This window comes from Pseudomonas karstica, from assembly GCF_009707515.1.
In the GTDB taxonomy this organism is placed as follows: Bacteria; Pseudomonadota; Gammaproteobacteria; order Pseudomonadales; family Pseudomonadaceae; genus Aquipseudomonas; species Aquipseudomonas karstica.
The window spans coordinates 84,962-99,006 of record NZ_WLYI01000014.1 but is presented as its reverse complement, the minus strand read 5'-3'; the positions used below and the strand labels follow the sequence as shown (position 1 = coordinate 99,006).

Annotated in this window: 17 protein-coding genes; 16 read left to right on the top strand and 1 reads right to left on the bottom strand. The window is 58.3% G+C overall.

The window, feature by feature from the left end; genetic code table 11:
* Window positions 1-2 precede the first annotated feature (2 nt).
* The 5 genes from tgt (at window position 3) to GIR22_RS12135 (ending at window position 5,022) form a co-directional block, all read left to right on the top strand.
* Window positions 3-1,118, top strand: a complete 1,116-nt coding sequence (tgt, locus tag GIR22_RS12155; protein WP_178122221.1) for a tRNA guanosine(34) transglycosylase Tgt — start codon at window positions 3-5, stop codon at window positions 1,116-1,118.
* 43 nt (window positions 1,119-1,161) lie between these two features.
* Complete coding sequence (gene yajC / locus GIR22_RS12150; RefSeq protein WP_003175975.1) at window positions 1,162-1,500, top strand: preprotein translocase subunit YajC; 339 nt, start codon at window positions 1,162-1,164, stop codon at window positions 1,498-1,500.
* A gap of 62 nt (window positions 1,501-1,562) precedes the next feature.
* Window positions 1,563-3,431 (top strand): protein translocase subunit SecD, encoded by a 1,869-nt coding sequence (gene secD / locus GIR22_RS12145; protein ID WP_154743555.1) that lies wholly within the window; start codon window positions 1,563-1,565, stop codon window positions 3,429-3,431.
* A gap of 9 nt (window positions 3,432-3,440) precedes the next feature.
* Entirely contained in the window at window positions 3,441-4,355 is a 915-nt protein-coding gene (gene secF, locus GIR22_RS12140) for a protein translocase subunit SecF (RefSeq protein WP_154743554.1), read from the top strand.
* A 124-nt stretch (window positions 4,356-4,479) separates the two neighbouring features.
* On the top strand, window positions 4,480-5,022 hold the full coding sequence (locus GIR22_RS12135; RefSeq protein WP_178122220.1) for a glycine zipper 2TM domain-containing protein: 543 nt from the start codon (window positions 4,480-4,482) through the stop codon (window positions 5,020-5,022).
* A 93-nt stretch (window positions 5,023-5,115) separates the two neighbouring features.
* On the opposite strand, the gene suhB is transcribed toward GIR22_RS12135, so the two are convergent.
* The gene (gene suhB / locus GIR22_RS12130) at window positions 5,116-5,931 is read right to left on the bottom strand and encodes a type III secretion system regulator SuhB (RefSeq protein WP_003175971.1); all 816 of its coding nucleotides are present in this window, start codon (window positions 5,929-5,931) and stop codon (window positions 5,116-5,118) included.
* Window positions 5,932-6,076: 145 nt separating this feature from the next.
* On the opposite strand from suhB, the gene trmJ reads away from it, so the two are divergent.
* The 11 genes from trmJ (at window position 6,077) to ndk (ending at window position 14,023) form a co-directional block, all read left to right on the top strand.
* Window positions 6,077-6,847, top strand: coding sequence for a tRNA (cytosine(32)/uridine(32)-2'-O)-methyltransferase TrmJ (trmJ, locus tag GIR22_RS12125; RefSeq protein ID WP_154743552.1), 771 nt, complete (start codon window positions 6,077-6,079; stop codon window positions 6,845-6,847).
* A 2-nt stretch (window positions 6,848-6,849) separates the two neighbouring features.
* Complete coding sequence (gene cysE, locus GIR22_RS12120; protein ID WP_154743551.1) at window positions 6,850-7,632, top strand: serine O-acetyltransferase; 783 nt, start codon at window positions 6,850-6,852, stop codon at window positions 7,630-7,632.
* Between the two features lie 275 nt (window positions 7,633-7,907).
* Entirely contained in the window at window positions 7,908-8,402 is a 495-nt protein-coding gene (gene iscR / locus GIR22_RS12115; RefSeq protein ID WP_154743550.1) for a Fe-S cluster assembly transcriptional regulator IscR, read from the top strand.
* Between the two features lie 50 nt (window positions 8,403-8,452).
* The gene (locus tag GIR22_RS12110; RefSeq protein ID WP_154743549.1) at window positions 8,453-9,667 is read left to right on the top strand and encodes an IscS subfamily cysteine desulfurase; all 1,215 of its coding nucleotides are present in this window, start codon (window positions 8,453-8,455) and stop codon (window positions 9,665-9,667) included.
* Between the two features lie 99 nt (window positions 9,668-9,766).
* The gene (gene iscU / locus GIR22_RS12105; protein ID WP_007929523.1) at window positions 9,767-10,153 is read left to right on the top strand and encodes a Fe-S cluster assembly scaffold IscU; all 387 of its coding nucleotides are present in this window, start codon (window positions 9,767-9,769) and stop codon (window positions 10,151-10,153) included.
* Window positions 10,154-10,181: 28 nt separating this feature from the next.
* The gene (gene iscA, locus GIR22_RS12100; protein WP_028620147.1) at window positions 10,182-10,505 is read left to right on the top strand and encodes an iron-sulfur cluster assembly protein IscA; all 324 of its coding nucleotides are present in this window, start codon (window positions 10,182-10,184) and stop codon (window positions 10,503-10,505) included.
* An 8-nt stretch (window positions 10,506-10,513) separates the two neighbouring features.
* Window positions 10,514-11,035 (top strand): co-chaperone HscB, encoded by a 522-nt coding sequence (gene hscB / locus GIR22_RS12095; RefSeq protein ID WP_178122219.1) that lies wholly within the window; start codon window positions 10,514-10,516, stop codon window positions 11,033-11,035.
* 51 nt (window positions 11,036-11,086) lie between these two features.
* Window positions 11,087-12,949, top strand: coding sequence for a Fe-S protein assembly chaperone HscA (gene hscA / locus GIR22_RS12090; protein WP_154743547.1), 1,863 nt, complete (start codon window positions 11,087-11,089; stop codon window positions 12,947-12,949).
* Between the two features lie 3 nt (window positions 12,950-12,952).
* Window positions 12,953-13,294: an ISC system 2Fe-2S type ferredoxin gene (gene fdx / locus GIR22_RS12085; protein WP_154743546.1), complete on the top strand. Its 342-nt coding sequence runs from the start codon at window positions 12,953-12,955 to the stop codon at window positions 13,292-13,294.
* Window positions 13,295-13,308: 14 nt separating this feature from the next.
* Entirely contained in the window at window positions 13,309-13,509 is a 201-nt protein-coding gene (gene iscX / locus GIR22_RS12080) for a Fe-S cluster assembly protein IscX (RefSeq protein ID WP_154743545.1), read from the top strand.
* Between the two features lie 88 nt (window positions 13,510-13,597).
* Window positions 13,598-14,023, top strand: a complete 426-nt coding sequence (ndk, locus tag GIR22_RS12075; RefSeq protein WP_060754319.1) for a nucleoside-diphosphate kinase — start codon at window positions 13,598-13,600, stop codon at window positions 14,021-14,023.
* Window positions 14,024-14,045 lie beyond the last annotated feature (22 nt).

The window sequence follows — 14,045 nt, the reverse complement described above, 5'->3', positions numbered from 1 at the left end:
GTATGTCGTTTGAACTGCTGGCCACCGACGGCAAGGCCCGTCGCGGTCGCCTGACCTTCCCGCGTGGTACCGTCGAAACCCCGGCGTTCATGCCGGTCGGTACTTACGGCACGGTCAAAGGCATGCTGCCCCGGGATATCGTTGCCACCGGCGCCGAGATGATCCTGGGCAACACCTTCCACCTGTGGCTGCGCCCGGGCACTGAGGTGATCAAAAAGCACGGCGACCTGCATGACTTCATGAAGTGGCAAGGCCCGATCCTCACCGATTCCGGTGGTTTCCAGGTGTTCAGCCTTGGCGCCATGCGCAAGATCAAGGAGGAGGGCGTGACCTTCGCCTCGCCGGTGGACGGTTCCAAGGTGTTCATGGGGCCGGAAGAGTCGATGCAGGTCCAGCGCGACCTGGGCTCCGACGTCGTGATGATTTTCGACGAGTGCACGCCGTACCCGGCCGATGAAGAGGTGGCGCGGGTGTCGATGGAGCTATCGTTGCGCTGGGCCCAACGCTCGAAGAATGCCCATGGCGACAACACCGCCGCGTTGTTCGGAATTGTTCAGGGCGGCATGCACGAAAACTTGCGTAAACGCTCCCTGGAAGGCCTCGACAAGATCGGTTTTGACGGCCTGGCCATTGGTGGTTTGTCGGTGGGCGAGCCCAAGCACGAAATGATCAAGGTGCTGGATTACCTGCCGGGCCTGATGCCGGCTGACAAACCTCGTTACCTTATGGGCGTTGGCAAACCGGAAGATCTCGTAGAGGGTGTGCGCCGCGGTGTGGACATGTTCGATTGCGTGATGCCAACCCGTAATGCCCGCAATGGGCATCTGTTCATCGATACCGGCGTGTTGAAGATCCGTAACGCGTTCCATCGCCATGATGATTCGCCGCTGGATCCCACCTGTGATTGCTACACCTGCCAGAACTTCTCCCGTGCTTATCTGCACCATCTGGACAAATGCGGGGAAATGCTGGGTAGCATGTTGAATACCATCCACAATTTGCGTCACTACCAAGTCCTGATGGCTGGTTTGCGCGAGGCTATTCAACAGGGTACATTGGCCGCCTTCGTCGATGCCTTCTATGCCAAGCGCGGGCTCCCTGTGCCGCCCTTGGACTGAGTTTTCCGACCCTAAGATTCACTATTCGCAACTGGAGTGCTAAATGAGCTTTTTTATCTCTAATGCCATGGCTGATGCCGCTGCACCGGCCGCTGCCGGCCCTATGGGTGGTGGTTTTGAGTGGATTTTCCTTGTCGGCTTCCTGGTCATCTTCTACCTGATGATCTGGCGTCCACAGGCCAAGCGCGCCAAAGAGCAGAAGAACCTGCTGGGCAGCTTGCAGAAAGGTGACGAAGTGGTGACCACCGGCGGTATCGCGGGCAAGATCACCAAGGTTTCCGACGCTTTCGTGGTACTGGAAGTCTCTGACACCGTAGAAATGAAGTTCCAGAAAGGCGCCATCGCCGCCACGCTGCCAAAAGGCACGCTCAAGGCGATCTAAGTACCAACTTTTACCAATCGACGGGGCGCGCAAGGCGCCCCGCGTTATAAGCGGGCGGCGTGATGCTGAACAAATACCCTCTGTGGAAATACGTACTGATCCTGGCGGTGCTGGCGATCGGTTTTATTTATTCCGCTCCCAATCTCTATCCTGATGATCCGGCGATCCAGATCAGTGGTGCCAGTACGGCGTTGCAGGTCACTCAGGCTGACCTGGACCGCACGAGCAAAGCGCTCACCGACGCGGGTATCCAGGTTAAAGCGGCAACATTGGCTGCTGATGCGAAAGGCGGCTTGTTGCGCCTGACCAAGCAAGAAGACCAATTGCCGGCCAAGGATGTTGTGCGCAAGGTCATGGGTGATGACTACGTCGTCGCGCTGAACCTGGCACAAACCACCCCAGCCTGGTTGCGCAATATTGGCGCGCACCCGATGAAGCTGGGCCTGGATTTGTCCGGTGGTGTGCACTTCCTGCTGGAAGTGGACATGGACAAGGCCCTCGACGCACGCCTGAAAGTCTACGAAGGCGATGTGAAGAGCCTGCTGCGTAAAGAGCGTCTGCGTTATCGCAGCCTGCCGCAGCTCAACGGCGCCATCCAGTTGGGTTTTGCTGACGAAGCGCTTCGTGAACAGGCCCGTGCGCTGATCCGCAAGAATTTCACCGATTTCGACATTGTGCCGGCCGACCTCAATGGTCAGGCGGTTCTGCGTCTGGCGATGACCCCGGCCAAGCTGGCGGAAATCCGCGAATACTCCATCAAGCAGAACTTGACCACGGTACGTAATCGCGTCAACGAGCTGGGCGTGGCCGAGCCGCTGGTTCAGCGCCAGGGTGCCAACCGCATCGTGGTTGAGCTGCCAGGTGTGCAGGACACCGCTGAAGCCAAGCGGATCCTGGGTAAAACAGCCAACCTCGAGTTTCGTCTGGCTGCAGAGCCTGGCGCTTCGAAAGCCACTTCCGAAACCTTCGAGTTTCGCGAAGGTAACCGTCCTACAGCCCAGATCGAGCGTGGCCTGATCATCACCGGTGATCAGGTGACCGATGCCAAGGCCGGTTTCGGCGAGCAAGGCACGCCTGAAGTGAACATCCGCCTGGATGGTCATGGTGGCGAGCTGATGAGCCGTGCAACCCGCAACAATGTCGGTCGCAGCATGGCGGTGATCTTCATCGAGCAGCGCCCGGTCACGACTTACACCAAGCAAATGGTCAACGGTGTCGAGAAAGACGTGCCGGTACAGACCTTCAAGGAAGAGAAAAAGATCATCAGCCTGGCGACTATCCAGTCGCCGCTGGGTGCTCAATTTCGCATCACCGGCCTGAACGGCCAGGGCGAATCGTCCGAGCTGGCGCTGTTGCTGCGTGCTGGTGGCCTGGCGGCGCCAATGTACTTTGCTGAAGAGCGCACCATTGGCCCGAGCCTGGGTGCCGACAACATCACCAAGGGTATCGATGCTTCCTTGTGGGGCATGCTGTTCGTGTCGCTGTTCATCATCGCCATCTATCGCTTCTTCGGCGTGATCGCCACGGTTGCGCTGGGGGTGAACATGGTGCTGCTGCTGGCGCTGATGTCGCTGCTGGGCGCTACACTGACCCTGCCAGGTATCGCCGGTATCGTGCTCACCATGGGGATGGCGGTGGATGCCAACGTGCTGATCTTCTCGCGTATTCGTGAAGAAATTGCGGGGGGCATGAGCGTGCAACGGGCTATCAATGAAGGCTTCGGCCGGGCATTTACTGCGATTCTCGACTCCAACCTGACCACATTGCTGGTCGGCGGGATTCTCTTTGCCATGGGCACCGGCCCGGTCAAAGGTTTTGCGGTGACCATGTCCCTCGGTATCTTTACCTCGATGTTCACGGCCATCATGGTGACCCGCGCAATGGTCAACCTGATCTTTGGCGGGCGTGACTTCAAGAAGTTGTGGATTTAAGGGGCTGCCATGTTACGTACAATCAACTTCATGGGCGTTCGCAACGTAGCGTTCGGCGTCACTGTGCTCCTTACCGTTCTGGCGTTGTTCAGTTGGTTTCATAAGGGGTTGAACTATGGTCTGGACTTCACCGGCGGTACGCTCATCGAGCTGACCTACGAGAAGCCGGCCGATGTTACCCAGGTGCGCAACGAGCTGAGCAAGGCTGGCTATAACGACGCCATCGTGCAGAGCTTTGGTGCGACCACCGACCTGCTGGTGCGCATGCCGGGCGAAGACCCGCAACTGGGGCATCAGGTAGCCGAGGCCTTGCAGAAGGTCGGCGGCGACAACCCGGCGTCGGTCAAGCGCGTCGAGTTCGTCGGCCCGCAAGTCGGTGAAGAACTGCGTGACCAGGGCGGCCTCGGCATGCTGATGGCGCTGGTTGGCATCATGATCTACCTGGCTTTCCGCTTTCAGTGGAAGTTCGGGGTAGGCGCCATTGTCTCGCTGATCCACGACGTGATCGTAACCGTGGGTATCCTGGCCTATTTCCAGATTACCTTCGACCTGACGGTATTGGCGGCGGTGCTGGCAATTATTGGTTACTCCCTCAACGACACCATTGTGGTATTCGACCGGGTTCGTGAGAACTTTCGGGTGCTGCGCAAGGCGACGTTGATCGAGAATATCAACATCTCCACCACCCAGACCTTGCTGCGAACCATGGCGACATCGATCTCCACCTTGCTGGCGATTGCCGCGCTGATGGTGTTCGGTGGCGACAACCTGTGGGGCTTCTCCCTGGCGCTGTTTATCGGCGTGCTGGCGGGTACCTACTCGTCGATCTACATCGCTAACGTGGTGCTGATCTGGCTGAACCTCAGCAGTGAGGATTTGATCCCCCCGGCCGTGACGGACAAGGAGGTCGACGACCGTCCTTGATGGGCGCTTGTTGATCTGTTTGTTACAAAGAAGGCGCGAATATTGAACTCGCGCCTTTTTTTTTGCTCCAAGGCTGGGTATAGCGCGGACGTTTCGGTCCGCTTGTGATGGTCAGGAGGTTCATGTGAACAAGTCGTTGCTGGTTGGTGCGGTATTGGGTGCTGTCGGTGTGACTGCCGGGGGTGCTGTTGCCACCTACAGCCTGGTAAATAGCGGCCCTGAGTATGCGCAAGTGCTGGCGGTACAGCCGGTGAAAACCCAGATCAAAACCCCTCGTGAGGTCTGCAAGGATGTCACTGTGACCCGGCAGCGTGCGGTGCAAGATCAGCATCAAATTGCCGGTACGGTGGTGGGTGCCCTGGCGGGTGGTCTGCTGGGTAACCAGATCGGTGGCGGTAATGGTAAGAAATTGGCTACCGTGGCGGGTGCGGTCGGTGGTGGTTATGCTGGTAACAAGGTTCAGGAAGGCATGCAGAACCGGGATACCTACACCACGACCCAGACCCGTTGTAACACTGTGAATGACATCAGTGACAAGGTTGTCGGGTATGACGTGCGTTACACCCTGGACGGCAAGGAAGGCTCGGTGCGTATGGATCGAGATCCAGGCGGCGAGATTCCGGTCGATAAGGAAGGGCGTCTTGTCCTGAGCCAGAACCAGCAGTAACTGCGGTTGATCGTTCCCACTTCGTATGGGAGCGATCACAAATCCCAGGCATAAAAAAGCACCCCTAAAGGTGCTTTTTTTGTGCTCGCTCGCTTAGCGCTTCAGCGAGGCCGGCAGGTGCGGCTGGATCGCCGTCAGTACTGCCTTGAAGCATTTGGTGTTGCCAGCAACCACGTGGCCTTTTTCCAGGAAGTCATGACCGCCGGTGAAGTCGCTCACCAGGCCGCCCGCTTCTTGAATCAGCAGCGCGCCTGCCGCCATGTCCCATTCAGACAGGCCCGATTCCCAGAACGCATCAAAACGACCGGCGGCAACGTAAGCCAGGTCCAGGCTTGCTGCGCCCGCGCGACGGATGCCGGCGGTCTGGCCTACCAGGGCGCGGAACATGCCCAGGTAGTTTTCCAGGTTGTCCATCTGGTCGTCGCGGAAGGGGAAGCCGGTACCCAGCAGGGCGCCGTCCAGGCTGGTACGACCGCTGACACGCAGGCGGCGACCATTCAGCTGGGCGCCACGGCCACGGCTGGCGGTGAATTCTTCCTGGCGAACCGGATCCAGCACAACAGCATGTTCCAGGCGGCCGCGGTATTTGCAGGCAATGCTCACGGCAAAGTGCGGGATGCCACGCAGGAAGTTGGTGGTACCGTCCAGTGGGTCGATGATCCACAGGTAGTCTTCGCCTTCGCCGCTACCTTTGTGCAGGCCGGTTTCTTCGCCGAGGATGCCGTGGGTAGGGTAGGCCTTGCGCAGTGCGTCGATGATTTTCTGTTCGGCAGCGCGATCCACCTCGGATACATAATCCTTGGCGTCTTTTTCGTCGACCTTGATGGTATCCAGGCGCTCGATGGAGCGGAAGATCAATTCACTGGCGCTGCGGGCGGCGCGCAGCGCGATATTCAGCATGGGCTGCATGGATGTGTCACCTAAGGTTGTTAAAGAAAGCCGGGCATTCTAGCAGAAACTTTCTTCAGGTGAAGGACGACGTTCGCTTTCATGGCATAACCTTAGGCTGTTCTGTAAGATTTGCTCCCCTTTCCCTTGTCCGAGAGCGCCTCCCTTGCTGCAAAACATTCGTGTCGTCCTCGTCAATACCAGTCATCCCGGCAATATCGGCGGGGTGGCGCGGGCCATGAAAAACATGGGGCTGACGCGCCTGGTGCTGGTCGAACCGCGCCTGTTTCCGCACCATGAGGCCGATGCTCGTGCTTCCGGCGCCAATGACCTTCTTGCCAGTGCGCAAGTCGTTGCCACTCTGGAGGATGCTCTCGTGGGCTGCAATCTGGTGCTCGGTACCAGTGCTCGCGACCGGCGTATCCCCTGGCCGCTGCTTGATCCCCGTGAGTGCGGCACCAAGGTGGTCGAGGAGGCTGCTGGTGGTGCTGAAATTGCCTTGGTATTCGGCCGTGAAGACTCTGGACTGACCAATGACGAGCTGCAGCGATGTCATTATCACGTGCATATCCCCTCAGACCCCGAATTCAGCTCGCTGAACCTCGGGGCGGCGGTGCAGGTGTTGAGCTACGAAGTGCGCATGGCCTGGCTGGCGGCAGAGGGTCAGCCGAGCAAGGTAGAAAAGGATGAGGTTGCGTCGAGCAAAAGTGGCGAGTTGGCCACCATGGACGAGCTGGAGCGATTCTATGAGCACCTGGAGCAAACCCTGGTAGCCATTGAGTTTCTCGATCCGGAAAAACCACGGCACTTGATGGCGCGCCTGCGCCGGTTATACGGACGCAGCTCGGTCAGCCGGGCAGAAATGAATATATTGCGTGGCATCCTCACGGAAACCCAGAAAGCGGCCCGTGGCGAGCTTCTTAAGCGGAAGGATTAAAAATGTTCGAGCGTTTGCGAGAAGATATCCAGAGCGTGTTTCATCGTGATCCGGCGGCGCGCAACGCCTTTGAGGTGCTGACCTGCTACCCGGGCATGCATGCGATCTGGATCCATCGCCTGTCCGGTGCCCTGTGGGGCATGGGTTGGAAATGGCTGGCGCGATTGGTATCGAACTTTGGTCGTTGGTTGACCGGGATCGAGATTCACCCGGGGGCCAAGGTGGGGCGTCGATTCTTTATCGACCATGGCATGGGCATTGTTATCGGTGAAACCGCCGAGATTGGTGACGACGTGACCTTGTACCAGGGTGTGACCTTGGGCGGCACCACCTGGAACAAGGGTAAGCGCCACCCGACACTGGAAAATGGTGTGGTGGTGGGGGCGGGCGCCAAGGTGCTTGGCCCGTTTACGGTGGGTGCGGGTGCCAAGGTTGGTTCCAATGCCGTGGTCACCAAGGCTGTGCCGCCTGGCGCGACTGTCGTTGGTATTCCGGGGCGGATCATCGTCAAGCCGGATGCTACTGGTGAGCAGGAAGCCAAGCGCAAGGCCATGGCCGAGAAAATCGGCTTCGACGCTTATGGTGTCAGTGAAGACATGCCTGATCCGGTGGCGCGCGCCATTGGTCAGTTGCTCGATCACCTGCAGGCGGTGGACGGCAAGCTTGATGGCATGTGCGGCGCGCTGAAGGACCTGGGGAGCAGCTACTGCGCCAAGGACCTGCCGGAGTTGCGCGACGAAGACTTCGCCGAGATCAAGGACGAAACCGCCACAAAGACGGGCTGATCCACCTCTGTAGGCGCGAGCTTGCTCGCGAAGAGCCTGGGAGCGCCGCGTTAAACCAGGTGCGCGGCGTTATCGTTGATGATCTTCGCGAGCAAGCTCGCTCCTGCGGTTGATCGATGCAAGCTCGGTTGCGCTGTTCGACCCCACCCCTTCCTGCTATGATTCGCGCGCCCTTTTTATGGGTATTCCTGACTAAAGTACTAGGTCTTATAGTTGACTTAAATACTCGGGAATCGCATACTTGTCCCCATTCTGAAACACCTTGGTACTTGTCCATGAGACTGACTACAAAAGGCCGATACGCGGTGACCGCCATGCTTGACTTGGCCCTGCACGCGCAAAATGGGCCGGTGTCCCTGGCTGATATTTCCGAGCGCCAAGGTATTTCCTTGTCGTACCTCGAGCAGTTGTTCGCCAAATTACGTCGCAGCAACCTGGTTTCCAGTGTTCGTGGCCCAGGGGGTGGCTATCAACTGTCCCGCGATATGCAGGGTATCCAAGTAGCCCAGGTGATTGACGCGGTCAATGAGTCCGTCGACGCCACCAAATGCCAGGGCCAGGGTGACTGTCATGGCGGCGACACCTGCCTGACCCATCACCTGTGGTGTGATCTGAGCCTGCAGATCCATGAATTTTTGAGTGGTATCAGCTTGGCTGACCTTGTGACTCGCCGTGAGGTACAAGAAGTAGCCCAGCGTCAGGACCAGCGCCGTTGCAATAGCACAAAGGCGCCGCGTCTGGACAAGATTGAAGCGTCCGCCGTCGAGTGACAGCCGAAGAGCTAACGGTACGCCAGCCAGCCTGATTTAGGAGAAAGTCCATGAAGTTGCCGATTTACCTTGATTATTCAGCGACCACCCCGGTTGATCCGCGTGTCGCGCAAAAGATGAGCGAATGCCTTCTGGTTGACGGAAACTTCGGCAACCCGGCGTCCCGTTCCCACGTCTTCGGCTGGAAAGCTGAAGAGTCCGTGGAAAACGCTCGTCGCCAGGTCGCCGACCTGGTCAACGCCGATCCGCGTGAAATCGTCTGGACCTCCGGTGCCACCGAGTCCGACAACCTGGCAATCAAGGGCGCGGCGCATTTCTACGCGACCAAGGGCAAGCACCTGATCACCACCAAGATCGAGCACAAGGCTGTCCTTGACACCATGCGCCAACTGGAGCGTGAAGGGTTTGAGATCACCTACCTTGAGCCGACGACTGATGGCATTGTGACCCCTGCGATGATCGAAGCCGCGATGCGTGAAGACACCATCCTGGTTTCCGTCATCCACGTGAACAACGAAATCGGCACCGTCAACGATATCGCAGCCATTGGCGAGCTGACCCGCTCCAAAGGCGTTCTGCTGCACGTCGATGCTGCTCAGTCCACCGGTAAAGTTGATATCGATCTGTCGAAGCTTAAAGTCGACCTGATGTCGTTCTCTGCCCACAAGACCTACGGTCCTAAAGGTATCGGTGCCCTCTACGTGAGCCGCAAGCCTCGTGTACGGATCGAAGCCACCATGCACGGCGGTGGTCACGAGCGCGGCATGCGTTCCGGCACCCTGGCGACCCACCAGATCGTCGGCATGGGCGAAGCCTTTCGTGTAGCCAAGGAAGACATGGCTGCCGAAAACGTGCGCATCAAGGCCCTGAGCGATCGCTTCTACAAGCAGGTCGAGAACCTTGAAGAGCTGTACATCAATGGCAGCATGACTGCCCGTGTACCGCACAACCTGAATTTGAGCTTCAACTACGTCGAAGGCGAGTCGCTGATCATGGCACTCAAGGACCTGGCGGTTTCGTCCGGCTCGGCCTGTACTTCGGCCTCCCTTGAGCCGTCCTACGTGTTGCGCGCCTTGGGTCGCAACGACGAACTGGCACACAGCTCGATCCGCTTTACGTTCGGCCGTTTCACTACCGAAGAAGAAGTTGACTACGCCGCGCAGAAAGTCTGCGAGGCCGTTACCAAGTTGCGCACCTTGTCGCCGCTATGGGACATGTTCAAAGACGGTATCGATATTTCCAAGATCGAGTGGGCGGCACACTAAACAAAGAAGCCGCCACCACCAGGCTTTGTAGGAACGTGGCGTAAACGCAGACGTTTCTACAGGGTTCAGAGCGGCCCTGATGAGTGAGGATTCAGTACCATGGCTTACAGCGAAAAGGTCATCGACCATTACGAAAACCCGCGCAACGTCGGCAAGATGAACGCGGAAGACCCTGATGTCGGCACCGGCATGGTCGGCGCTCCGGCGTGCGGCGATGTCATGCGCCTGCAGATCAAGGTCAACGAGCAGGGCATCATCGAAGACGCCAAGTTCAAGACCTACGGCTGCGGTTCGGCTATCGCCTCCAGCTCCCTGGCGACCGAGTGGATGAAAGGCAAGACTCTGGATGAAGCGGAGACCATCAAGAACACTCAGTTGGCCGAAGAATTGGCTCTGCCGCCAGTGAAAATCCACTGCTCGGTACTCGCGGAAGACGCCATCAAGGCGGCCGTTCGCGACTACAAGCAGAAGAAAGGCTTGATCTAAGCATTTGGCGACGAGTAAGGAGTCAACGATGGCTATCAGCATGACAGAAGCGGCTGCGCGGCACGTGCGACGCTCCCTGGATGGGCGCGGCAAAGGTGAGGGGATTCGTCTGGGTGTTCGCACTACAGGCTGCTCCGGCCTTGCCTATGTGCTGGAGTTTGTCGACGAGGTGGTTGCGGAAGATCAGGTGTTCGAAAGTCATGGTGAGAAAGTGATCATCGACCCGAAAAGCCTGTCTTACCTGGACGGTACCGAACTCGATTTCGTCAAGGAAGGGTTGAACGAAGGTTTCAAGTTCAACAACCCTAACGTGCGCGGTGAATGTGGCTGCGGCGAAAGCTTCAATATCTGAGGCTGATTGTGGGTACTCCTTGTCATTTCGCTTTATTCGAGCTGCAGCCGAGTTTCCGGCTGGACCTTGAGCAGCTTGCCACGCGCTACCGTGAATTGGCGCGTGGGGTGCATCCGGACCGCTTTGCTGACGCTTCCGAACGCGAGCAGCGCTTGGCGTTGGAGCAATCAGCCAGCCTCAATGAGGCTTATCAGACGCTCAAAAACCCTCCCAAGCGCGCGCGTTACCTGCTCGCCATGGGTGGTCGCGAGTTGCCGCTTGAGGTCACGGTGCATGACCCTGATTTCCTGTTGCAGCAGATGCAGTGGCGCGAAGAGCTCGAAGATCTGCAAGACGCAGCCGATCTGGCTGGTGTCGCAGTCTTCAAGCACCGTCTGAAAGTGGCCCAGGATGAACTCAACGAAAGCTTCGCAGCCTGTTGGGATGATGCAGCGCAACGCGAGCAGGCCGAACGCCTGATGCGGCGCATGCAGTTCCTCGACAAGCTCACCTACGAAGTGCGCCAGCTAGAAGAGCGCCTCGACGATTAACCCAGTGCTGCCCATGTTGCACGCCTGATAGACAGATAAGACCTGATTACCATGGCCCTACTGCAGATCGCCGAACCCGGCCAAAGTCCTCAACCGCACCAGCGTCGCCTGGCGGTTGGTATTGACTTGGGTACCACCAATTCACTGGTTGCTGCGTTGCGCAGCGGCCTCTCCGAGCCGCTGCCTGACGCAGATGGCCAAGTCATCCTGCCGTCCGCCGTGCGCTATCACGCCGATCGCACCGAAGTGGGCGAGTCAGCGAAGCTCGCGGCGTCTACCGATCCGCTGAATACGGTGTTGTCGGTCAAGCGCTTGATGGGTCGTGGGTTGTCCGACGTCAAGCAATTGGGCGAACAACTGCCGTACCGCTTTATCGGTGGCGAATCCCATATGCCGTTCATCGACACTGTCCAGGGGCCCAAAAGCCCGGTGGAGGTGTCGGCGGATATCCTCAAGGTCCTGCGCCAGCGTGCAGAGACGACCTTGGGCGGCGAACTGGTGGGTGCGGTGATCACCGTTCCGGCTTATTTCGACGATGCTCAGCGCCAAGCCACCAAGGACGCGGCGAAACTCGCCGGCCTTAATGTGCTGCGCCTGCTCAATGAGCCGACTGCAGCGGCTGTGGCTTATGGCCTGGACCAGCACGCTGAAGGCTTGGTCGCCATCTATGACCTGGGCGGCGGCACTTTTGATATTTCGATCCTGCGCCTGACTGGCGGTGTCTTTGAGGTATTGGCTACCGGCGGCGACAGTGCCCTGGGCGGTGATGACTTCGACCACGCCATCGCGGGCTGGATCATCACCAGCGCCGGTTTGTCTGCTGACCTGGACCCAGGCGCACAGCGCAACCTGCTGCAAACCGCCTGTGCCGCTAAAGAGGCGCTGAGTGACGCTGCATCCGTTGAAGTCTCCTACGGCACTTGGTCGGCCCAGCTGACGCGCGAAGCCTTCGATTCGTTGATCGAGCCGATGGTTGCCCGCAGCCTGAAAGCCTGCCGCCGCGCCGTTCGTGACTCCGGTATCGAGCTGGAAGATGTCGGTGCGGTGGTCATGGTCGGTGGTTCGACCCGCGTTCCCCGTGTTCGCGAAGCCGTTGCCGAAGCCTTTGGTCGCCAGCCATTGACCGAAATCGACCCGGATCAAGTGGTGGCCATTGGGGCTGCGATCCAGGCCGATACGCTCGCAGGCAATAAGCGTGATGGTGGCGAATTGCTTCTGCTCGACGTGATTCCGTTGTCCCTGGGGCTGGAAACCATGGGCGGGCTGATGGAGAAGGTGATTCCGCGCAACACCACCATCCCCGTTGCCCGCGCCCAGGACTTCACGACCTACAAAGATGGCCAGTCGGCCATGATGATCCACGTACTGCAAGGTGAGCGCGAGCTGATCAGCGATTGCCGCTCCCTGGCGCGTTTTGAGCTGCGCGGTATTCCGGCCATGGTCGCCGGTGCGGCGAAGATTCGCGTGACCTTCCAGGTCGACGCCGACGGCCTGCTCAGCGTGGCTGCTCGTGAGCTGGGTTCGGGCGTTGAAGCCAGCATCCAGGTCAAGCCTTCCTATGGCCTGACCGACGGCGAAATCGCCAGGATGCTCAAGGATTCGTTCCAGTATGCCGGTGATGACAAGGTCGCCCGCGTACTGCGTGAGCAACAAGTCGACGCCCAGCGCCTGCTCGAAGCGGTGCAGGGTGCGCTTGATGCCGACGGCGAGCGCCTGCTGGATGCCGAAGAGCGTATGGTCATCGACCTGCAGATGCAGGAATTGGCCGAGTTGATGAAAGGCACCGATGGTTATGCCATCGAACAACAGACCAAGCGCCTTTCGCAAGTAACCGATGCCTTTGCCGCCCGCCGTATGGACCAGACGGTAAAAGCCGCCCTGGCGGGACGCAACCTGAATGAAATTGAGGAATAACTGATGCCGCAGGTCATTTTTCTGCCACACGCCGAGCATTGTCCGGACGGTATGGTCGTGGAGGCTGAGACCGGCAAGTCCCTTCTCGAAGTCGCACATGACCACCACATCGAGATCGAAAGTGCCTGTGGTGGGGTCAACGCCTGTACCACCTGTCACTGCATCATTCGTGAAGGTTTCAATAGCCTTGAAGAGGCTGATGAGCTGGAAGAGGACTATCTTGATAGGGCATGGGGGCTGGAGCCGACATCGCGCCTGAGCTGTCAGGCGAAAGTGGGTCTGGAAGACCTTACCGTCGAAATTCCGAAATATTCGCTCAACCATGCGGCCGAAGCACCGCACTGACTGGTAGGACTGTCATGAGTTATGGCTGGAATGATGTACAACGCATTGCGGAGGAATTGGCCGAGGCCAAGCCGGATGTGGATCCGATGTCTGTCAATTTCGTCGACCTGCAGCGATGGATCATGGAGCTGCCTGATTTCGACAATACCAGCGGCCGTTGCGGCGAGAAGGTATTGGAAGCGGTCCAGGCTCTCTGGATCGAAGAAATCGACTGATCATCCCCGCAGGTTAGGCAATACCCAAGAACCCGCGTATAATTCGCGGGTTTAATTTTTCGTAAATTACCGCTTCTGGAGTTACACCATGGCTGTTCAACGTACTTTCTCTATCATCAAGCCTGACGCTGTTGCAAAAAACGTCATCGGCGAGATCACCACTCGTTTCGAAAAAGCCGGCCTGAAGGTTGTAGCTTCGAAACTCAAGCAACTGTCCAAAGCCGAAGCTGAAGGCTTCTACGCTGAGCACAGCGCTCGTGGTTTCTTCGGCGACCTGGTTGCCTTCATGATCTCCGGTCCTGTTGTTGTTCAGGTCCTGGAAGGCGAAAACGCTATCGCTCTGAACCGTGAGCTGATGGGTGCTACCAACCCTAAAGAAGCTGCTGCCGGCACCATCCGTGCTGACTTCGCTGAATCCATCGACGCCAACGCTGTTCACGGTTCGGATTCCGAAGCCGCTGCTGCTCGCGAAATCGCTTACTTTTTCGCTGCTACTGAAGTAACCGCTCGCTAAGCATTGGCTTAAAGAGCGAAGG